Genomic DNA, 20,317 nt, shown 5'->3' on the forward strand with positions numbered 1-20,317 from the left:
GCCGGTTCGGCCGGTGCACCGGTTCGGACCAGCCCAGCCAAATCGGCCGGTCCAGCCGATCGGCACCCTACTCAGTGGTCGAAGGATCAACCGCCGCTTACGCCCGGGGGTGCGCCTGGTCGTGTGCTGTACGGAGCCGTTCGATGGATACATGGGTGTAGAGCTGGGTGGTAGCCAGGCTGGCGTGGCCCAGAAGTTCCTGCACCACTCGCAGATCGGCACCGCCCTCGAGCAAATGCGTGGCCGCCGTATGCCGGAGCCCGTGCGGACCCATATCCGCGGCGCCGGGCACTGCGGATATGGCCGCGTGCACGACAGTCCGGGCCTGGCGCTGGTCGAGGCGCCGGCCGCGCCGGCCCAGCAAGAGGGCACGGCCGGAATCCGAGGTGGCGAGCATCGGCCGGCCGTGATTCAGCCAATTGTGTACCGCCTGATCGGCCGGCAGCCCGAAGGGCGCGGACCGTTCCTTACGCCCTTTGCCGAGTACGCGCACCACGCGGCGTTCCCGGTCCACATCGTCGATATCGAGACCGCACAGCTCGCTGACCCGGATACCGGTGGCATAAAGCAGTTCGATGATCAGCCTGTCTCGTAAAGCCATCGGATCATGCTGGGCCGCACCCGATTCCACCGCGGACATGATCCGGGCTGCCTGTTCCTGACCCAGCACCGCGGGCAGGCTGCGATGCGCTTTGGGCGCGGCCAGTCGCAGTCCCGGATCGCGGTCGAGCCGGCCGGTATGGGTGAGCCACGCAGTGAAGGCCCGGGCCGAGGAGGCACGCCGCGCCATGCTTGTGCGCGCGGCGCCATGTTCTGCGTGCACCGCCAGCCACGACCGCAGCGTGGTCAGGTCGAGTTCGCGCAGTGAAGAATCGGCGGACCGGCCGAGCAGATGGTGCAGCAGTGACCGAATGTCGCCGAGGTAAGCGCGCACCGTATGCGCCGACCGATTGCGGCCGAGTTCCAGGTATCTCCCGTATTCGATCAGCAGAGCTTCGAGGTCCTCGGGTAATTCCGCCACCACCACACCGTTACCCGCGACCCGCCGCTCCGCAACCCCACGCGCCGGGACCGGCAACGGTGGCCCCCTCGCTGTGACCGGAGCAAGTGGGCGTCCTAGGCCACATCGAGTCCGCACATCCTGTTCGCGTGGGAGATCGCGGATGTACGGTCTCGTGGCCGGACCATGTGGTCCTCAGACACCCGGAGTGCGCGGTCCACTGCGTAACCGGAACCAGCCGGACCCAGCGCTGCCGGCCAACCCGACCATATCGAGGGCAGCCAGGCCGGCCCGGACCTCGGCGATGGCCAGCCCGGTGGGGGCGCATAGTTCGTGTGGCCAGCGTCCACCGGTGGCCGGCAGAGCCGCGTACAGCGACGACTGTGCTGCGGTGAGCTGGTGCACGGCCGGTGGTTCCGCGGCGCCGGCCGACGGTAGGTGTAGCGGTGCGGCGTCGGCGAGTACCTCTTCTACACTGCTGACCAGCACCGCTTCCCCATCTCGGACCATCCGGTGGCAGCCGGCGGACGCCGCGGATTCCACCGACCCTGGAACCGCCATCGCGGGACGGCCGATACGGCGAGCCCATTTCACCGTATTGCGTGCACCGCTGCGCATCCCCGCTTCGACCACGAGCACACCGTCCGACAGAGCCGCGATAAGCCGGTTCCGGGCCAGGAAATGATGTTTTCGGGCAGTGGTACCCGGCGGATATTCGCTGACCACGAGACCTGTTTCGGCGATCCTGTCGAGCAGGCGGTCATGCTGAGCGGGATAGGGCCGGTCCACACCGCAGGCCAGGACGGCGATGGTGGCGCCGCCGACAGCGAGTGCCGCACGGTGGGCCATACCGTCGATCCCGAAGGCCGCACCGGAGACAATCGTCCAGCCGCGGGCCGCGAGGTCCCCGGCCAGCGTGCCGGCGGCCCGATCACCGTATCCGGTACTGCAGCGGGCGCCGACCACCGCCAGCGCCCGTTCGGTCAGTTCGGTCAGATCGCGGGTTCCGCGCACCCAGAACACCAGCGGCACCGCGCCATCGGGATCGCGTCCCGGCGGTAGCTGCGATAGGCCCAGCATGCGCCAGGCCGGCCATTCCGGATCGTCCGGCGTCACCAGCCGGCCACCCAGTCCGCCGATGATCTCCATATCCCGGGCCGCCCGGTCTTCCGCTCGGCGTGCCGCTGTCGGCGCCTGCAGAACCTGCGGCAGTTCTCGTTCACGAACTGCTCGTGCCGCTTCCACCACGCCGACGGATTCGATCAACGCGGTGAGCGCCGGGCACGGGCCCAGGACCACCCGGGACAGATAGGCCCACGCGAGTTGTCTGTTGCTGCGATCGCCGGCGGCCCCCTGCGCCGGCGAGACGGACTGCCCGGCCGTCACTGTGTTCCCCGCTGCCGGAAGTTGAGCGCCTGCATGACGTCGTGTGCCGTGGGCATATCACCGCCGCGCAGATCACACATCGTCCAGGCGACCCGGAGCGCGCGGTCGGCGCCCCGTGCCGAGATACGCCCAAGTCGCAGCGCCGCTTCCACCGGTGCCGTGGACTCGGCGGGTAGCGGAAATTGCCGCCGCAGGACGTGCCCCGGCACTTCGGCGTTGGTCCGCCAGCCGAACTCCCGCCAGCGAGCCGCCGCGGCGGAGCGGGCGGCCGTGACTCGTGTGCGGACCGTCGCGCTGTCCTCGGATTCTGCGGCCGCCAGCCCGGGGGCCGACATGGGATGCATCTGCATCCAGATATCGATCCGATCCATCAGCGGACCGGACAGTTTTCCCAGGTACCGGCGCCGGGCCAGCGGCGCGCAGATGCAGTCCACATCGCGGGCGGGGGCGCAGGGACAGGGGTTGGCAGCCAGGATGAGCTGGAACCGGGCCGGAAAACGCGCCACCCCGTCGCGGCGGGCGATCCGAACCTCCCCCTCCTCCAGCGGGGTGCGCATCGCCTCCAGTACCTTGGCACCGATCTCGGCGCATTCGTCCAGGAACAGCACGCCCCGGTGGGCGCGGCTGACCGCACCGGGCCGCGCCGAACCCGACCCGCCGCCGACCATGGCACTCACCGAAGTCGAATGATGGGGTGCGACGAACGGCGGTGTGGTGATCAGTGGGTGTTCCTCGGAGAGGGTGCCTGCCACCGAATGGATGGCGGTGACCTCCAGCGCCTCGTTCTCCGACAGCGGCGGCAGCACGCCCGGCAACCGCTGTGCGAGCATCGTCTTGCCGATACCGGGCGAACCGGTCAGCAGCAGGTGATGCCCACCCGCCGCGGCGACTTCCAGCGCCCACCGCGCCTCGTGCTGCCCCGCGACATCGCGCAGATCGCCCACCGGCGCTACCTGATGCGGCGGCGGGGCAGGTGATTCCGCAAGCTCCCGCTCCCCGCGTAGCCAGTCGAGGGTCGCACGCAATGTCGGCGCACCCAGGACCCGGATCCCCGCGACCAGGCCCGCCTCGCACAACGCTTCCTCGGGGACGATCACGGTTTTCCGGCCTGCTCGCCGCGCCGCGAGGACAGCGGGCAGCACTCCACGGACCCGCCGCAGCCGGCCGTCGAGCGCGAGTTCACCGAGCAGCACCGTACCTGCGAGTTTGGCGGAGGGTACGATATCGGCCGCGTCCAGCACGGCGACGGCCAGCGCCAGATCGTACGTCGAGCCGGCCTTCGGAAGTGTCGCAGGAGAGAGCGCCAGGATCACGCGACCGTCGGGCCATTTCTCGCCGGTATTGGCCACGGCTGCCCGTACCCGGTCTCGGGATTCCTGTAGCGAGGTATCCGGCAGGCCGACAAGGTGCACCGACGGCAGCCCCTGTCCGATATCGGCCTCGATCTCCACGACCTGTCCATCGATCCCGCGGACGGCGATCGAGCAGGCCCGGCCGAGCGGCATCAGAACACCGCCTCGAGGTGCTCGATCACGGGTTCCGCCGTCCGCGACACCAGCACCGAGACCACATCGAACCGGATGCGCTGCCACGGCCCGTCCTGTTCGGTGAGCCAGAGCAGCGCCAGCCTGCGGATCCGTCGCTGTTTCTCGTAGGTGACGGCTTCGGCCGGTATCCCGTACCCGAGTCCCGACCTCGTCTTCACCTCGACGAATGCGGTGATGTCCGCGTCGCGGACGATCAGATCCAGTTCGCCGTACCGGCATCGCCAGTTGCGGCAGACGATCTCCATGCCGGCGGCCTGCAGATACTGCGCCGCCAGTTCCTCCCCTTGTGCGCCGAGCGCCGTGTTGTGTGCCACCCGCTGAGCATCGGCGGGTGTCCGCCGCGGTGCGGATCAGCGACCTGGGAAAACAGCGAACCTGTGGACAACGGGATCCTGTGGACAAGTATCGGCAAATGCAAGCTGGAATTCGCGGCTGCGCATCCGGCCGGTGTCCCCGGTGCCGGGCGGGCCCGGCAAGTACTCGGTGGGCCGGGCACCACAGTCCGATCGGCCACGCCGCGTACCCCACGACCCGGCCTGCCGTCACGGAATCCGCAGCTGTGCCGATCCGGCTCTGCCCAGGAAAACGGGACTCGAGACCCGCGGTCAATACCGCCGGTGGGGTCCTCCGGGAGGGTCTGGATCTTCGACGGCGACCGCCGAGGTGAAACATCTGGCGCGGCACCTGGCCGCGGGGCTGGGCCGCGATCGGGGCCGGCCCCACAGCCATAGTTTCCGCCGAGTTCGGCATCCGGATTTCCGCAGGATCGCGGGATATCGTCAGCGCAGTCGTCACGACTCGCACGGACATGCGTAGTCAGCGAGGGGAGAGCGTCACCCGGTGGTCAGCATGGGACAACACTGCGCTGTTCGGATCAGCCCGGACCTGATACGCGCCGGAGCCTGATCGCACGACCCGGTCGGATGGCTCCGGTCGCCGGAGAGTGAAACATCCGGCCCGGCACGGGACAGGGCGGGAGACCGATCACTCCGGAAGCCGCAGGTCCGGTTTCTCCAGCTCCTCGATGTTGACGTCCTTGAAGGTGATCACCCGGACGTGTTTGACGAACCGCGCCGGCCGGTACATATCCCAGACCCAGGCATCGCTCATCCGGACTTCGAAGTACACCTCGCCGTCGGCGTTCTGCGGGCGCAGTTCCACGGAGTTGGCCAGATAGAAACGGCGCTCGGTTTCCACCACGTACGAGAACTGACCGACGATGTCCTTGTACTCCCGGTACAGCGAGAGCTCCATCTCGGTTTCGTATTTCTCGAGGTCCTCGGCACTCATCGGGTGGAACGTCCTCCTTCTCGCCGCCATGCGTGTGTTGTCATCATCGCTCATGCCGCCTGCGCATGTCACCGTGGGCCGGTCGGCCGCCCCTCGGCGCCGGGCGTAACCCGCCGCGAGTACAGGTGGCGCGGCCCGTCGTCCAGCTCGGTCAGGCGGCTCCACCGGCCCCGGCGGTGACCTCCGCCAGTATTTCGCCGGCCGGTGTCAGCGCGACCTCACTGTCCCGTACATTGCGCCATGATCTGCGATGTTCCGGGCACGGCCCGAGCCGTCGCAGCGCTTCGATATGCCGGGTGGTGTTGTAACCCTTGTGTTCGGCGAACCCGTATCCGGGAACGCGCTGATCGAGTTCGACCATCATCCGGTCGCGGGTGACCTTCGCCAGCACACTGGCCGCGGCGATACACGCCGCGGTGCCGTCCCCGCCGATGACCGGTAGTGACGGCACCGGTAGTCCCGGCACCCGGAACCCATCGGTGAGCACGTAGCCGGGGCTTCGCCCGAGGCCGGCGACGGCCCGGCGCATCCCCTGGATATTCGCCACGTGGATACCGATGGCGTCGATTTCGGCCGCCGGTATCACCACGACGGACCACGCCACCGCGAGCCGGGTGATGACCGGATAGAGGGCCTCACGGGTCGCCTCGCTGAGCTTTTTCGAATCGTCGAGCCCGGCCAGCGCATCGTGTGCACGGGGCCCTAGGACGCAGGCAGCCACTACGAGGGGGCCCGCGCTGGGCCCGCGACCGGCTTCGTCGACTCCGGCGACCGGTCCCAGCCCACAGCGGTGCAGCGCCGACTCCAGCGTTCGCAGCCCACCGGCCCGGCGCATCACCACCCGTGGTGGCCAACTCTGTTCTCGTACGGGTTTCATACGCGTACTCGCAGCCAACTCGATCCGCCCCGACTCAATTCTCCTGCGGGTTCGTTCCATCGATGGGGCCGATCCGGCCCGGCGGCCAGATCTTGAACACGGCCTTACCGCGAACATTGTCGATGGGCACGGTGCCCTGGAATTCGTCGCCGATATGCGCCCGGGAATCCGCGGACTCGTTGCGGTTGTCGCCCATCACCCACAGATTGCCCTCGGGCACGGTCACCGGCCCGAAAACGCGGCCCACCGGGTAGGAGGCGTTCGCCTGACCGGGCATCCACGGGTAGTCGTCCTCGACGTAGGGCTCCTCGAGAGGTTGCCCGTCGACCATGACACGGCCTTGGTCGTCACAGCATTCCACCGTCTGCCCGCCGACCGCGACAACGCGTTTGACGAGATCGTTCTCGTCCGGCGGTACCAGGCCGAAGAACGAGAAGAAGTTCTGTACGCCACGGATGACCGTATTGTCCGAGCGGATGGAACGGTAGTGCCCGTTCCAGGAGGGCGGCCCGACGAAGACCACAACGTCACCGGGCTCCGGATCGCTCCAGTAGTAGCTCAGCTTCTGCACATAGATCCGGTCGCCGGTGCAACCGGCGCAACCGTGCAGGGTCGGCTCCATGGATTGGGAAGGGATCACATAGGGACGGCCGACGAAAGTCACCATCAGCGCGGCGATAACCGCCGCGATCACGAGCAGGATGGGAAGTTCCTGCCAGAACGGCCGCTGCTTCTTCGCTTTGACGGCCCGCCGCGCCCGGCGCCTGCGGGGCTGCCCGTCCGCGGGATCCGACCCCGATCTCGACCAACTCTCGTCTGTCACGCGAACAGCGTAGCCCGGCACCGCAGTGGTTACGCGGTACCGGGCTACTTATGCCGTTCGCCGAGGTCACCGGCGCACATCGCGGCGCGCGGGTGTCGGCGATCAAGGGCAGGTCAGCGCTTCTCTTTGATCTTGGCGGCCTTACCGCGCAGCTCCCGCAGGTAGTACAGCTTGGCCCGGCGGACATCGCCGCGGGTCACCACATCGATGTGATCGATGGTGGGGCTGTGCACGGGGAAGGTGCGCTCCACACCGACACCGAACGACACTTTGCGCACGGTGAAGGTCTCGCGGATACCGCCGCCCTGGCGCCGGATGACGACGCCCTTGAAGACCTGGATACGTTCCTTGGAGCCCTCGATGACCTTCACGTGCACATTGAGGGTGTCGCCCGGACGGAAGTCGGGGACATCGCTGCGCAGCGAGCTCTCGTCGACGAAATCAAGGGTGTTCATGATCATCCTTCTGATGGTCGCGCGAACAGAGGAACCTGGCGGCGCGAGCGCTCGACCGGTTCGTGCTCCGAATATGGGATGCGCCGGGCCGAATGCGACCAGGGCAACCCGTGCATTGTGCCAGATCAGGGATCACTTCCGGAAACGGGCCCCGGTGCGGCCTGTGGGTCGCGGGGGCCCTCCGTGGTTTCCGTCTCACCGCCGCCGTGCGCCCAGCGGTTCAGGTCGTGCAGCAGCGGATGGTGCCGGTGCGGTGCGGGGGGCGCGGGAACCACCCGGCGGGTCAGTTCTTCCTCCGCCGCCGACCGGACGTGCTCGACATCCGGTTTTCCGGCAATCAGATCCTGGACGAAGATCTTTGCCCGGATCACCGGGCGCCGGTACCGCCGTTCGCGCACGATCGCCCGGTACATCAGCCGCCGCCGGTTGTTACCGTAGCGCCAGCGCGCCCACGGGGCCCCGGGCCGGCTCAGCCGCAACGCCCCCACCACCAGCAACGGCAGGAAGAACATGCCGAACAGTCCGGTCCAGATCTTGCCCTTGGCGATCACCACGGCGGCCAATGCCAGATTTCCCAGCGCGAACACGATGACCAGCACCCGCACCCATGCACCCGGATGATCGCGCAGGCCGTTGATCTCGAGCAGCCACAGCGGGTGGAAACCGAGCAGCAGCAGGCCGGTCACGGCCAGCGCGACGAACACCGCGTCCACCGAGGTACGGCCTTGTTTCTCCCAGTAGACATCGCGCAGGTAGTAGAGCAGCGCGAACTCGTCGAGGACCAATGCCGCACCGACCCCGAACGATGCCGCCAGTCCGGCCGCGACCGCCGGGCCCGCACCTGTATCGGCGGTGGCGATCATCCCGATCCCCGAGATCAGGACCAGCACCACCCCGAACACCATGTGGTGGATGTGCACACCGCCGGGTTTCAGATTGCCGGGCCACCAGCGCACCTGCGCTCGGATCAGCCGGACGCTGACCCGGATCACCAGGAATCCGATGATGAAACCGAACAGGAAGCACAGGAGGGGGAGCCGGCCCGCGGCAATGACGTCCTCGGACCACCACTGCCGCATACCGGCCCCCTTCACTGGCGAAAGGCGTTACTTTCCGAAACCCGCCCGCCGCAACGCGTCGGCCATGGCACCGTTCACAGGTGCATTATCCCGCCGATTGCCGCGGCCCTGACCTCGATTGCGAACCGGATCGCCCCCGCGTCCCTGACCGCCGCCCTGACCACCGGTGCGTCCGCCCGTATTACCCTGGCCCGCACGGTTCTTCCCGCCCCGGCCCTGTCCACCACGATCTCCTCCGCCGTTGCGGCCTCCATCGTCGCGACCGCCGGATCCGCGGCCGCGGTCACCACCGGGCCCCTGGCCACGTTCCGGTTTACCGGCGCCGGGTTCGTCGTCGAGCCGCAACGACAGCCCGATCCGCTGGCGCGCGGTATCGACCTCGAGCACCTTCACCTTGACCACGTCACCGGATTTGACGACCTCGCGCGGATCGCGAACGAAATTCTTCGACATCGCCGAGACGTGGACGAGTCCGTCCTGGTGCACGCCCACATCGACGAAGGCACCGAATGCGGCGACATTGGTGACCACGCCCTCGAGCACCATCCCGGGTTGCAGATCGGCGACCTTCTCGATCCCGGCGGCGAATTCGGCGGTTTTGAATTCCGGCCGCGGATCGCGGCCGGGTTTCTCCAGTTCGCCGATGATATCGGTGACGGTCGGTACGCCGAAGGTCTCGTCGGTGAATTCGGCGGGACGCAGGCCGCGCAGCACGGATTCGTTACCGATGATCTCGGCGATGTCGCTGCCGGTCGATTCGAGGATCCGGTGCACCACCGGATAGGCCTCCGGATGTACGGCCGAGGTATCGAGCGGGTTGACGCCGCCCCGGATCCGCAGGAAGCCGGCGCACTGTTCGAACGCCTTGGGGCCCAGTCGCGGAACGTCGAGCAGCGCGGTGCGGCTCGGGAAGGGGCCGTTGCGGTCGCGGTGGGCGACAATACTTTCCGCGACCGACCCGGTGATACCGGAAACTCGGGACAGCAGCGGCACAGAGGCGGTGTTCACATCGACACCGACCGCGTTCACGGCGTCCTCGACCACCGCGCCGAGCGAGCGGGCCAGCAGTGTCTCGGAGATATCGTGCTGGTACTGCCCCACCCCGATGGACTTCGGTTCGATCTTGACGAGTTCGGCGAGCGGATCCTGCAATCGACGGGCGATGGATACCGCGCCGCGCAACGAAACATCCATATCGGGAAGCTCTTGCGAGGCATAGGCGGAGGCCGAATACACCGAGGCACCGGCCTCCGACACCACGATCTTGGTCGGCTTGTTCTCCGGAATCCGTTCGATCAGCTGCGCGGCCAGCGCATCGGTTTCCCGGGAGGCGGTGCCGTTGCCGATTGCGATCAGCTCGACCCCGAACCGCTCCACCAGGGCGGCGAGGACCGCCAGCGATTTCTCGGTCTGGTTCTGCGGCTTGTGCGGATAGATGACCTCGGTCGCCACGGCCTTGCCGGTACCGTCGACCACGGCGACCTTCACGCCGGTGCGGTAGCCCGGATCCAGGCCCATGGTGGCGCGGGTACCGGCCGGCGCGGCCAGCAGCAGATCCCGCAGATTGGCGGCGAATACCTCGACCGCATCACGTTCGGCAGCCTGCCGTAACCGCATTCGGGTATCGATACCGAGACTGATCTGCAGTTTGGTCCGCCAAGCCCAGCGCACGGTATCCAGTAGCCAGGAATCCGCGGGGCGACCCTGCGCGGCGATGGAGAACCGCTGCGCGATTCGGGCCTCGTATACGCTGCGTTCACCGGTTTCGAGTTCGGAATCCGCGGGCTCGGGGTCGAGGTGCACGGAGAGCACCTCTTCCTTCTCACCACGCAACAACGCCAGGATCCGGTGCGAGGGCAGGGCGGTGAATTCCTCGGCGAAGTCGAAGTAGTCGGCGAATTTCGCGCCGTCGTCTTCCTTCCCGGCGCGCACCGTCGCGGTGACCCGCCCCCGGGTCCACATCAGTTCCCGGAGTTCACCGACGAGATCGGCGTCCTCGGCGAACCGTTCGACCAGGATGGCCCGCGCACCCTCGAGCTGTTCGGCGGTGTAACCGGCCGGATCGGTGTTCGGATCGCCGAGCAGTGCATCCGCGACGGGTTCGTGGCCGGCCTCGCGAGCGATCTGAGCCTTGGTGCGACGCTTGGGTTTATAGGGAAGATAGATATCTTCGAGGCGCGCCTTGGTCTCGGCCAGCAGCAGCTGCCGGTGCAGGTCTTCGTCGAGTTTGCCCTGGCTGCGAATGGATTCGATAACGGTGGCACGGCGTTCGTCGAGTTCACGCAGATAGTGCAGGCGTTCTTCGAGGGTTCGTAGCTGGGCGTCGTCCAGGCCGCCGGTGACCTCTTTGCGATAGCGCGCGATGAACGGCACCGTGGATCCGCCGTCGAGTAGTTCGACGGCGGCCGCGACCTGATTCTCGCGCACCGCCAGCTCGTCGGCGATGCGCCGGGTCACGGTGCCGGAAACGGCCGGGCCGGTACCGGTGGTGGCGGTCGAGTCTGTCTGGATCGTGTCGGGACCCGAGGTCTCTGGCGCTGTCGTCACGACCCGCACACTACCTGCGCCTGGTGACAGGCGAACCCGGCCCGGTCCGGCATCACCGGCCCGGCACCACTACCGCTGACCGGCCGCGGTACGTTCCTGATCCCGGAGCAGGAAACGCTGGACCTTACCGCTGGGGGTCTTGGGCAGATCCGCGACGAAATGCACGCGCCGCGGATAGGCGTGCGCGGCGAACTGCTTCTTGACCAGGGTTTGTAGCTCCGCGGCCAGTTCGTCGGTGCCCGTAACTCCTTCGCGCAGCACCACGAACGCTTCCAGTACCTCGCCGCGCAGCTCGTCCGGGAGGCCGACGACCGCGGCCTCGGCGACATCGGAGTGCAGGACCAGCACACTTTCCACTTCGAACGGGCCGATCCGGTAGCCGGCCATGATGATCACGTCGTCGTCGCGGGCAGAGAAGTGGAAGAAACCCTCGCTGTCACGGGAGCCGGCGTCGCCGGTGAGATACCAGCGGCCGTCGGGCGTATATCGCTGCGCGGAGCGTTCGGGATCGCCCAGGTAGCCGACGAACCACAGCAGGGCGCTGTGCTGGGTATCGATGGCGATCCGGCCGAGTTGTCCGGGCGGGGCCTCGATATCGGCCTCGTCGGCGAGCACGGCGCACGACCAGCCCGGCAGCGAGCGGCCCATCGACCCTGCGGGCGCGCTCGCGTTCAGCTCATCGTGCCAGGCGTTGCAGATGACCATGCCGTGTTCGGTTTGACCGTAGTGATCGCGGACTGCGACACCGAGCGACTCGGCCGACCAGGCGACCACCTCCGGCGTCAACGGCTCCCCCGCCGACGAGGCACGGCGCAAACGGGCCGACTGCCCCTCGGATCCGGCCCGCAGCGCCCGGTATACCGTCGGCGCGGCGGCGAAGTTGGTGACCCCGAACCGGTCCAGCACCTGCCAGGTCAGCTCCGGGGAGAAACCGGCGTGCAGCAACAGACTCCGGGTGCCCGACGCCAGCGGTCCGAGAATGGCGTAGTAGAGACCGTAGGCCCAGCCCGGGTCCGCGGCGTTCCAGAAGACGTCGTCGGGACGCACGTCGAGTGCGAATTCCTGATAGGCGTGGAAGGAGGCCAGCGCACGCACCGGGATCGGCACGCCCTTCGGTGTGCCGGTGGTACCGCTGGTGAACAACTGAACCAGCAGACCGTCCCCGCCCACCGTCGCCGCGGGTGCGCCGGTGTCCGAGATCGGGAGAGCGTCCAGCCGCACGGCGCCCGCGATATCGGCAGGGCCGGTGACGACGGTGCGCCACGTCGGATCCGCGGGCATATCCCCGCCCGGTGCCAGCTTGCCGGCCTGATCCGGGTCGGTGACGACGACGACGGCTTCGGCCGCGCGCAACCGGAAGGCGATCGCCGGCGGGGCGAAAGCGGTGAACAACGGAACATGAACCGCCCCGCGACGCCAGACAGCCAGCAGCACGGCCACCAGATCCGCGGATTTCGCCATCAGTGTCGCGACCCGATCGCCCCGCCCGACCCCGAGACCGGCCAGCGCGGCCGCATACCGTTCGGAGCGTTCACGTAGCTCGCCGTAGGTCAGATCGACCGACGAGAGGTCGCTCTCGACACCCGTGAACGCGACGGCGTCGGCCGGGTGCCGGTCGCAGAGCAACTCGGCTGCGCACGCATCGCCGCGGTCGTAGGTGTCCAGCAGTTCACGCACCCGCGTATTCGGGTCGGCACCCATCTCGCATCTCCTCGGTCTATCGATCCGGTGTTGCAATAGGATGTAGGTCACAGTTTGTCGGCACTACCCCCGAAAAGGGGTGAACCTCCATGACCGCGGATCCCGCGCTGCTACGCCCCCGGGACGGTGACGCGCTGCGCGCCGAAATCCGCCGGCTGGCGGCGGCCACCGGCGTTCCGGTGCTCTTCGGTGGCGAAGTGCAGGCCGATACGCTGCTGCTCACCGAATTCTGCGGGGTCCGCACCAATGGCCTGCGCGGGTTGTCGGTCCGGCGCGCATCCGGTCTGGGTGGTCGGGTGCTCGATTCGGGACGGCCCGCGGCGGTGAACGACTATCGCCGGGCGCTGTCGATCACCCACCACTACGACGGCCCGGTGCTCGGCGAGGGGATCCGTTCGGTGCTGGCGGTGCCCGTGGTCGTGGGTGACCGGTCGCGCGCCGTGCTGTACGCGGCACTACGCGGTCCCGGCCCGATCGGCGGCCGTACCGCGGAGGCACTGCGCCAGGCCGGTCACCGGCTGGCGTCGGAGATCATGATCCGGGACGAGGTCGACCGGCGGCTGCGGTTGCTGGACGCGGCGGCACCGGCACCCGCTACCGGCGGGGCGCTCGCCGAGGAGATCCGCGCCGCCCAGGCGGAACTCCACACCCTCGCGGACGGCTCCGCCGATACGCAGCTGGGTGTGGCGCTGCGAGCGCTCGGCGACAAACTGGCCAGGGCGTTGTCGGGTCCCTCCGATCCCGAGGCGCCCCGGCTCTCCCGCCGGGAAATCGATGTACTGGTGCAGATCGCGCTGGGATGTTCCAATCAGGAGGCCGCACAACGTCTTTCACTGGGCCCCGAAACAGTCAAAAGCTATCTCCGCAGCGCCATGCACAAACTCGACGCCCGATCCCGGCACGAAGCCGTGGTCGCTGCCCGCCGCTTCGGCCTCATACCTTGATACCGGACGCTGTCGTCGCTCCCTCGACCGCATCTCGGGCGCGGAGTACTACAAGCTCCTGTAGATGGTCTCGCCACCGATCGTGGCGACTCGGACCGATCCGCTCGGTCTACCCGTCGTAGTTCCGATACCGCTCTTGCAGGTGCTGTAGCCCGAAGGGCTGGACCGGAGCTGCTGCGGGCCCGGACCGTTGGAGTCGATCCGCGCGAGCGGCGAAGGTCTGGCTACCGGCAGAACTGCTCGCCGCCGTGTCGAAGCGGCCGCCGGCAAGCTCGCTCGACCGTTGCGGCGCCTTACCGTCAGCACCCTGACGTCGCAATCGACCCGATATCCGGTCAGTCGTCTCCGGGCAGGAGGTCCGGGCGACGTTCACGCGTACGGATCAGCGCTTGTTCCCGGCGCCACGCCGCGACCTTCGCGTGATCACCGGACAGCAGGACCGGCGGCACTTCCAGTCCCCGCCAGCTCACCGGGCGGGTATAGCTGGGGCCCTCCAGTAGCCCGTCGGAAAACGAATCCTGTTCGTGGGACTGCTGATTGCCGAGCACTCCGGGAATCAAACGCACCACCGCCTCGGTCATCACGAGGACCGCGGCCTCGCCACCGATCAGTACGTAGTCGCCGATACTGACCTCTTCGACGCGCACCCGCCGGGCTGCATCGTCGAATACTCGCTGGTCGATCCCCTCGTACCGGCCGCAGGCGAAAACCAGGTGCCGCTCACCGGACCAGCGGGCGGCCGTGTCCTGCGTGAAGGGCACCCCGGCCGGTGTCGGGACGACGAGCAGGGCGTCGTCCGGGCACACCTCGTCGAGCGCGGCGCCCCAGACGGTGGGTTTCATCACCATGCCGGGGCCGCCGCCGTACGGCGCATCGTCGACCGATTTGTGCACATCATGGGTCCACCGGCGCAGATCGTGGACGTCGACAGCGAGCAGGCCCTTTTCGATGGCCTTGCCCAGCAGCGCGGTGCGCAGCGGCTCCAGGTATTCGGGGAAGATGGTGATCACGTCGAGCTTCACGACGACCGCCTCATTCCGGATCCAGCAGGCCCTCGGGCGGGTCGACAACGATCAGCCCGTCGGCGATCGAGACCGTAGGCACGATGGCGGTGACGAACGGAATCAGAATTTCGCGGCCGTCGTCGGCGGCGCGGACCGACAGCAGTTCGCCTGCCGCGGAATGCAGCACATCGGTCACGGTGCCGACAGCGGAGCCGTCGGTGAGTTCGACGCGCAGACCTTCGAGTTCGTGATCGTAGAACTCGTCGGGATCCGCCGCCGACCCCAGATCCTCACTGTCCACCAGGAACAAAGTGCCGCGCAGGGCATCCGCGGCACCGCGATCGGTGACACCGGCAAGTTGCACGAGAAGCCGGCCCGAATGTTCCCGGGCCGACTCCACGGTGAAATTCCGCATATCTTTCGACCGTGCCGCCCGGCCCCGCAGGGTCGAGCCGGGCGCGAAACGCGCCTCCGGTTCATCGGTGCGTACCTCGACGACCAGTTCGCCGCGCACGCCGTGCGATTTGGCGACCCGGCCGACTACGAGTTCCATCTATTGATCGGTGTCGACCACGTCGACCCGGATACCGCGGCCACCGATACCGGCGACGAGCGTGCGCAACGCGGTCGCGGTGCGGCCGCCCCGGCCGATGACCTTGCCCAGATCTTCGGGGTGGACGTGCACCTCCACCGTGCGCCCGCGACGGCCGGTGATCAGCTCGACGCGCACGTCATCGGGATTGGCGACGATACCGCGGACCAGGTGTTCCACGGCATCGGCGACGACGACGCTCATTACTCGGCAGCCTCGGCGGATTCGGTCGCCTCGGCGGCGCCCTCTTCCTTGTCCTTCTTGGCCTTCTTCTTCGGGGTCACGGCCTCGGTGACCGGCTCGTTGTCGGCGGCGGCCAGCGCGGCGTTGAACAGGTCCAGCTTGGACGGCTTGGGCTCGGCGACCTTGAGGGTGCCCTCGGTGCCCGGCAGGCCCTTGAACTTCTGCCAGTCGCCGGTGATCTCCAGCAGCCGCTGCACGGGCTCGGTCGGCTGCGCGCCGACACCCAGCCAATACTGGGCGCGCTCGGAATTGATCTCGATCAGCGAGGGCTCTTCCTTGGGGTGGTACTTGCCGATGGACTCGATGGCCCGGCCGTCACGGCGGGTCCGGGCGTCCGCGACGACGACGCGGTACTGCGGGTTGCGGATCTTGCCCATACGGGTGAGCTTGATGCGAACAGCCATCTGCTGATCTGCCTTTCATTGTGGTCACGGCGCAATTCAGCGACTCACGCGGTTCGCGAGCCCGGTTTTGCGAATGGAGTGTGTGACCGCCGCGCGGTACGGAACCGGAGACGGGCTGACACTGTCCGGAAGGACGATCGACCATTCTGCCAGACGCAGGTCCGAGCTCGAAATCACGCCCCGTTCCGTCGTGGCTGCGGCCGTCGGCCCGGCGCCGCCGATCGGCGCCATCGGACCGCTCGACAATCGTGCCACCCGGTGGCGGGCCGTGGAACGCGTGCGTAGTGTCCGCGGGGTCGCGCGGTCCGCGCGGCGGCAACGAACGAGAGTACGGACAGCGTGTTGTTTCTGAACAGAATCCTCGCCGCGGCGGCCGCGGCGGTGATCGCATCGGTGCCGGTCGCCATGCCCGCCCTCGCGCAGCAGTCGCCGCAGACCGGGACCGAATACGCCCCGACGATGCTGGTACTGGACGCGTCGGGTTCGATGCTGGCGGCCGATCCCAGCGGCGGCACCAAGATGGACGCGGCCGAGAACGCTGTCCGCAGTTTCGTCACCGCGACGCCGGACAACGCGAGGGTCGGGCTTTCCGCCTACGGCACCGGAACCGGTAACTCGGACGCGGAGAAGACCGCGGGCTGCCAGGACGTGCAGATCCTGCAGCCGCCCGAAATCGTCGACAAACCGGCATTGATCGCGGCCACGGATGGGATCGTGCCTCGCGGGTACACCCCGATCGGTGCATCGCTACGGGCGGCGGCCGCCGCATTGCCGCAGGAGGGGCCGCGCTCGATCGTACTGGTCTCCGACGGCCTCGACACCTGCGCACCACCGGATCCCTGCGATGTCGCCCGTGAACTCAGCGCCCAGGGCAACGAGATCGTGATGCACGCCATCGGTTTCGGCGTCGACGATGCCTCGCGCGCACAGTTGACCTGTATCGCCCAGACCACCGGCGGTACCTACACCGATGCCGCCGACGGCGCGGCGCTCGAACAGGTGCTGCCCCGGGTCAGTGCCGTCGCCCTGCGCAGCTACGCTCCGGCCGGGCTGCCCCTCACCGGGGCACCGGACTACCGCGCGGCGCCGGTGGCCGAGCCCGGACAATATCTCGACGTGGTCCGGCAGAAGAAACCGCAGTACTACGCCGTGGATGTGCCCGACGGTGCGACCGCGTACTTCAGCGGTACGGTGTCGTTCCCCCGCGGCCGTGGCGACGCGTCCACGTCCAACAACCGGCTCGATCTGCGGGTCTACGGCGCCGAGGGCCAGGATTGCAACAGCCTCGACAGCGAGTTGGCAACCCGTTCCATCGACGGGGTGGCGCTGACGGTGAGCAGTGCCTGGCAGGGGGCCGTCGAAGCCGATTCCGGTAGCGCGGGAACGGGCAATTGCCGGGGCGGCGGCCGCTACTATTTCGCGCTCGAATGGGCACTTATAGCGGACGGTGCGCCGGGACAGCTGCCGATCGAACTGAATATCGGTGTGGAGCCGGCCGTCACCGATCCCGGTCCCGCGGCCGATCCGCAGCCGGTGGAGTTCAGCGCACCCACGACACCTGTCGTCCCGGTTGCCGGCGGCGGTTCGTTCAATGTCGCAGCAGATCTCCCGGGCCCGGGCCGCTATACCGATACCGTGCAGCGGGGCGAGTTCGTCTTCTACCGGGTGAAGGTGGACTGGGGCCAGGGGCTGGCCTACCGGGTGCGGTTCGGTAACAGCGCCGAGGAGGGCAGCGAGTACACCTCGAATATCGCGACCGCGCTCTACAACCCTTACCGTGCCGAACTCGACTCCGACACCACCTCCTACGCCGGCACCGAGAAAACCCTGCCGGTCAACGATCCGGCGCTGGCCACCGCCCCGATCCGCTACCTCAATCGAGATGAACGCGGCGAGGTCGCCGATCAGGCGGTGGCGGGCTGGCACTACATCGCGGTGAAACTGAGCCCGACGATCCACAGCACCCGCGCGGTCGCGCCCGTACCGGTCGAGCTGGAGGTCGCTGTCACCGGTGAGCCGGAACCCGGACCGAAGTACGCGGACGGCGATACCGTGGGCGAGGGAACATTCGGCGAGAAATCGAAGCAGGTGGCGGCCGGCGATTCGGCCCGGGAAGCCGGGGACAGCGGGATATCGCCGCTGGTGTGGGCTGTCATTGCAGCCGCCGCGGTGGTCGCGGTCGCCGCTTCCACCGGTGCGCTGCTACTGGCCCGCCGGCGCAACCACTAGCAGCGTCCGGCCGATGGCTGCATGGCGACCACGCTCCCGAATACGCCGGCGCCGCCCCCTTCGCGAAGGGGGCGGCGCCGCGTCGATGGTTTACCGCCGCGCTATTTGTCCGGGAACTTGAACTTGGAGAGATCGAAGTTCTCCAGACCGGGCGGCAGTTGGTCGAGGCCGGGCGGCATATTCGACAGGTCCGGCATACCGGCGCCGCCCGCGGGCATACCGGGCATCCCCGGGAAGCCGCCGCGCATCTTCGGCTGAGTGGGCCCGCGACCGCCCTTCTTGCCCTTCTTCCCCTTCTTGTTCTTGGTGCGCCGATTACCGCCCGGCATCCCCATCTGCCGGCCCATCGCGGTCATCATCTTGCGGGCCTCGAAGAACCGGTCGACCAGCTGGTTGACATCGGAGACCTGCACCCCGGACCCGTTGGCGATCCGCAACCGCCGGGATGCGTTGATGATCTTCGGGTTGTCCCGCTCCGCAGGAGTCATACCGCGGATGATGGCCTGGACGCGGTCGAGCTGTTTGTCGTCGACCTGTGCAAGGGCATCCTTCATCTGCCCGGCGCCCGGCAACATTCCGAGCAGGTTGCCGATGGGACCGAGCTTCCGGATCGCCAGCATCTGATCGAGGAAATCCTCGAGGGTGAGTTCACCGCTGCCGATCTTGCGCGCGGCATCCTCGGCCTGCTGCGCATCGTAGACCTGCTCGGCCTGCTCGATAAGGGTGAGCACATCGCCCATCCCGAGGATGCGGCCGGCCATGCGGTCGGGGTGGAAGACATCGAAATCTTCGAGCTTCTCACCGGTCGAGGCGAACATGATCGGCTCGCCGGTGACGTTGCGCACGCTCAGCGCCGCACCACCGCGGGCGTCACCGTCGAGTTTGGTGAGCACCACGCCGGTGAAGCCGACGCCGTCGCGGAATGCCTCGGCGGTCGAGACGGCGTCCTGACCGATCATGGCGTCGAGAACGAACAAGGTTTCGTCGGGTTTCACCGCGTCGCGGATGCCGGCAGCCTGCGCCATCAGTTCGGAGTCGATACCGAGCCGGCCTGCGGTGTCGACGATCACCACGTCGTACTGCCTGGCACGCGCCTCGGCGACGCCGGATTCGGCGACCGCGATCGGATCGGCCGCGGTGACCCCGAGCGCGTTCTCACCGCCGCCGATGGAGGTGCCGGGGTGAGGCGCGAATACCGGGACACCGGCCCGTTCGCCCACCACCTGCAACTGCGTAACCGCACCGGGACGCTGCAGATCGCAGGCCACCAGCAGCGGCTGGTGGCCCTGATCGCGCAGCCATTTGGCGAGCTTGCCGGCGAGAGTGGTCTTACCGGCGCCCTGCAGGCCGGCGAGCATTATCACCGTCGGCGGCGTCTTGGCCAGCGTCAGGCGCCGGGTCTCACCGCCGAGGATGGCGACGAGTTCCTCGTTGACGATCTTGACGACCTGCTGGGCCGGATTCAGCGCCGCGGAAACCTCGGCACCCTTCGCGCGTTCCTTGATCCGGGAGATGAACCCGCGGACCACCGGCAGCGCGACATCGGCCTCCAGCAGAGCCAGCCGGATCTCCCGGCAGGTGGCGTCGATATCGGCCGGCGACAGGCGTCCCTTACCGCGAAGGTCCTTCAGGGCACCGGTCAACCGGTCGGATAAAGATTCGAACACCTGGCGCGCTCCTGATCTCGAGTGACGTCACTGAGTCCCAGGGTAATGGGCGTCCCAGACTAGCGGGCGTCGCGGCGTGACTCCGCTCGCACCGTCGGTGCCCGCACTGTACTCGAGAAACCGGCGCCACACTCGAGAATACGAGGCTGCCGGGTTCAGCTCGCGGGGGTGGAGAAACCGCGCTGGTAGTCGTGCTGTTCCACGGCGACCAGGTAGGCCGCTTCCCGGCCGGTGAGGCCGAGTCCGCGGGCCAGGGAGTCCAGTTGCGACCAGTCGTCGTCCGGCGGGACGCCGGTGGTCGCGACGGCGGCGGCCACGGTCATGGCGGCCATCGCCTGGGGTTCGGTGAGCGTCCGCCCGGGTAGCCAGGTCACCACCCAGTAGGCGTCGCCCACACATCGGGCGATATGAGGGGTCATATCGCTGGTCATGATCGACGAGGTCACCACTTGGATTGCCACCGACCTGCTCCCCTCATGAGCGCGACAGCTGACTCCCGAATCGTAGGGGCCGGATCTCCCGCGACTCA

19 protein-coding genes are annotated in these 20,317 nt (G+C 68.0%); 2 read left to right on the plus strand and 17 right to left on the minus strand.

Annotated elements, in window-relative coordinates:
• Nucleotides 1-97: 97 nt before the first annotated feature.
• From NFL01S_RS12470 to NFL01S_RS12520, 11 genes are all read right to left on the minus strand, one after another.
• Nucleotides 98-1,021, minus strand: coding sequence for a tyrosine recombinase XerC (locus tag NFL01S_RS12470; protein WP_062974844.1), 924 nt, complete (start codon nucleotides 1,019-1,021; stop codon nucleotides 98-100).
• Between the two features lie 174 nt (nucleotides 1,022-1,195).
• Entirely contained in the window at nucleotides 1,196-2,386 is a 1,191-nt protein-coding gene (gene dprA / locus NFL01S_RS12475; RefSeq protein WP_084492629.1) for a DNA-processing protein DprA, read from the minus strand.
• Nucleotides 2,383-3,891 carry a YifB family Mg chelatase-like AAA ATPase gene (locus tag NFL01S_RS12480; protein WP_062974680.1) on the minus strand — a complete coding sequence of 503 codons (1,509 nt, stop codon included), beginning with the start codon at nucleotides 3,889-3,891 and terminating at the stop codon, nucleotides 2,383-2,385. Before NFL01S_RS12480 ends, dprA begins: the two co-directional genes overlap by 4 nt.
• On the minus strand, nucleotides 3,891-4,247 hold the full coding sequence (locus NFL01S_RS12485; protein ID WP_062974682.1) for a YraN family protein: 357 nt from the start codon (nucleotides 4,245-4,247) through the stop codon (nucleotides 3,891-3,893). Before NFL01S_RS12485 ends, NFL01S_RS12480 begins: the two co-directional genes overlap by 1 nt.
• 670 nt (nucleotides 4,248-4,917) lie before the next feature.
• Entirely contained in the window at nucleotides 4,918-5,223 is a 306-nt protein-coding gene (locus NFL01S_RS12490) for a DUF2469 domain-containing protein (protein WP_011210678.1), read from the minus strand.
• Nucleotides 5,224-5,374: 151 nt separating this feature from the next.
• Nucleotides 5,375-6,100 (minus strand): ribonuclease HII, encoded by a 726-nt coding sequence (locus NFL01S_RS12495; protein ID WP_062974684.1) that lies wholly within the window; start codon nucleotides 6,098-6,100, stop codon nucleotides 5,375-5,377.
• 34 nt (nucleotides 6,101-6,134) lie between these two features.
• Nucleotides 6,135-6,923: a signal peptidase I gene (lepB, locus tag NFL01S_RS12500; protein WP_062974850.1), complete on the minus strand. Its 789-nt coding sequence runs from the start codon at nucleotides 6,921-6,923 to the stop codon at nucleotides 6,135-6,137.
• 113 nt (nucleotides 6,924-7,036) lie between these two features.
• Nucleotides 7,037-7,378, minus strand: a complete 342-nt coding sequence (gene rplS, locus NFL01S_RS12505) for a 50S ribosomal protein L19 (protein WP_030521783.1) — start codon at nucleotides 7,376-7,378, stop codon at nucleotides 7,037-7,039.
• A gap of 125 nt (nucleotides 7,379-7,503) precedes the next feature.
• Nucleotides 7,504-8,457 (minus strand): hypothetical protein, encoded by a 954-nt coding sequence (locus NFL01S_RS12510; protein ID WP_245670652.1) that lies wholly within the window; start codon nucleotides 8,455-8,457, stop codon nucleotides 7,504-7,506.
• Nucleotides 8,458-8,484: 27 nt separating this feature from the next.
• Nucleotides 8,485-10,968 (minus strand): Tex family protein, encoded by a 2,484-nt coding sequence (locus NFL01S_RS12515; RefSeq protein WP_062974851.1) that lies wholly within the window; start codon nucleotides 10,966-10,968, stop codon nucleotides 8,485-8,487.
• 105 nt (nucleotides 10,969-11,073) lie between these two features.
• Complete coding sequence (locus NFL01S_RS12520; RefSeq protein ID WP_062974686.1) at nucleotides 11,074-12,705, minus strand: AMP-binding protein; 1,632 nt, start codon at nucleotides 12,703-12,705, stop codon at nucleotides 11,074-11,076.
• An 89-nt stretch (nucleotides 12,706-12,794) separates the two neighbouring features.
• Between NFL01S_RS12520 and NFL01S_RS12525 the strand changes: the two genes are divergently transcribed.
• Entirely contained in the window at nucleotides 12,795-13,649 is an 855-nt protein-coding gene (locus NFL01S_RS12525; protein ID WP_062974688.1) for a helix-turn-helix transcriptional regulator, read from the plus strand.
• Between the two features lie 335 nt (nucleotides 13,650-13,984).
• Here NFL01S_RS12525 and trmD read toward each other — a convergent pair whose 3' ends face one another.
• Genes trmD through rpsP form a run of 4 tightly spaced genes read right to left on the minus strand, consistent with a single transcriptional unit; the run spans nucleotide 13,985 to nucleotide 15,892 of the window.
• Entirely contained in the window at nucleotides 13,985-14,671 is a 687-nt protein-coding gene (gene trmD, locus NFL01S_RS12530; protein WP_062974690.1) for a tRNA (guanosine(37)-N1)-methyltransferase TrmD, read from the minus strand.
• A gap of 10 nt (nucleotides 14,672-14,681) precedes the next feature.
• Nucleotides 14,682-15,206, minus strand: coding sequence for a ribosome maturation factor RimM (rimM, locus tag NFL01S_RS12535; protein WP_062974692.1), 525 nt, complete (start codon nucleotides 15,204-15,206; stop codon nucleotides 14,682-14,684).
• Complete coding sequence (locus tag NFL01S_RS12540; protein ID WP_033241373.1) at nucleotides 15,207-15,449, minus strand: RNA-binding protein; 243 nt, start codon at nucleotides 15,447-15,449, stop codon at nucleotides 15,207-15,209.
• Nucleotides 15,449-15,892 carry a 30S ribosomal protein S16 gene (rpsP, locus tag NFL01S_RS12545; protein WP_062974694.1) on the minus strand — a complete coding sequence of 148 codons (444 nt, stop codon included), beginning with the start codon at nucleotides 15,890-15,892 and terminating at the stop codon, nucleotides 15,449-15,451. The genes NFL01S_RS12540 and rpsP overlap by 1 nt, the downstream gene beginning before the upstream one ends.
• A gap of 342 nt (nucleotides 15,893-16,234) precedes the next feature.
• Between rpsP and NFL01S_RS12555 the strand changes: the two genes are divergently transcribed.
• Nucleotides 16,235-18,121, plus strand: a complete 1,887-nt coding sequence (locus NFL01S_RS12555; RefSeq protein ID WP_245670653.1) for a vWA domain-containing protein — start codon at nucleotides 16,235-16,237, stop codon at nucleotides 18,119-18,121.
• 101 nt (nucleotides 18,122-18,222) lie between these two features.
• Here the strand turns inward: NFL01S_RS12555 and ffh are convergent, their stop codons facing one another.
• Nucleotides 18,223-19,788 (minus strand): signal recognition particle protein, encoded by a 1,566-nt coding sequence (gene ffh, locus NFL01S_RS12560; RefSeq protein ID WP_062974698.1) that lies wholly within the window; start codon nucleotides 19,786-19,788, stop codon nucleotides 18,223-18,225.
• Nucleotides 19,789-19,943: 155 nt separating this feature from the next.
• Nucleotides 19,944-20,249 (minus strand): hypothetical protein, encoded by a 306-nt coding sequence (locus NFL01S_RS12565; RefSeq protein ID WP_063915929.1) that lies wholly within the window; start codon nucleotides 20,247-20,249, stop codon nucleotides 19,944-19,946.
• Nucleotides 20,250-20,317: the final 68 nt, after the last annotated feature.

It is taken from the genome of Nocardia flavorosea NBRC 108225, from assembly GCF_001613385.1.
In the GTDB taxonomy this organism is placed as follows: Bacteria; Actinomycetota; Actinomycetes; order Mycobacteriales; family Mycobacteriaceae; genus Nocardia; species Nocardia flavorosea.

What these genes read in the sequence shown, in the direction of transcription:
- NFL01S_RS12480 (WP_062974680.1), bottom strand. Translation starts at nt 3,891, where the DNA reads ATGCCGCTCGGCCGGGCCTGCTCGATCGCCGTCCGCGGGATCGATGGA.
- NFL01S_RS12490 (WP_011210678.1), bottom strand. Translation starts at nt 5,223, where the DNA reads ATGAGTGCCGAGGACCTCGAGAAATACGAAACCGAGATGGAGCTCTCG.
- NFL01S_RS12495 (WP_062974684.1), bottom strand. Translation starts at nt 6,100, where the DNA reads ATGAAACCCGTACGAGAACAGAGTTGGCCACCACGGGTGGTGATGCGC.
- rplS (WP_030521783.1), bottom strand. Translation starts at nt 7,378, where the DNA reads ATGAACACCCTTGATTTCGTCGACGAGAGCTCGCTGCGCAGCGATGTC.
- NFL01S_RS12510 (WP_245670652.1), bottom strand. Translation starts at nt 8,457, where the DNA reads ATGCGGCAGTGGTGGTCCGAGGACGTCATTGCCGCGGGCCGGCTCCCC.
- NFL01S_RS12520 (WP_062974686.1), bottom strand. Translation starts at nt 12,705, where the DNA reads ATGGGTGCCGACCCGAATACGCGGGTGCGTGAACTGCTGGACACCTAC.
- NFL01S_RS12525 (WP_062974688.1), top strand. Translation starts at nt 12,795, where the DNA reads ATGACCGCGGATCCCGCGCTGCTACGCCCCCGGGACGGTGACGCGCTG.
- rimM (WP_062974692.1), bottom strand. Translation starts at nt 15,206, where the DNA reads ATGGAACTCGTAGTCGGCCGGGTCGCCAAATCGCACGGCGTGCGCGGC.
- NFL01S_RS12540 (WP_033241373.1), bottom strand. Translation starts at nt 15,449, where the DNA reads ATGAGCGTCGTCGTCGCCGATGCCGTGGAACACCTGGTCCGCGGTATC.
- rpsP (WP_062974694.1), bottom strand. Translation starts at nt 15,892, where the DNA reads ATGGCTGTTCGCATCAAGCTCACCCGTATGGGCAAGATCCGCAACCCG.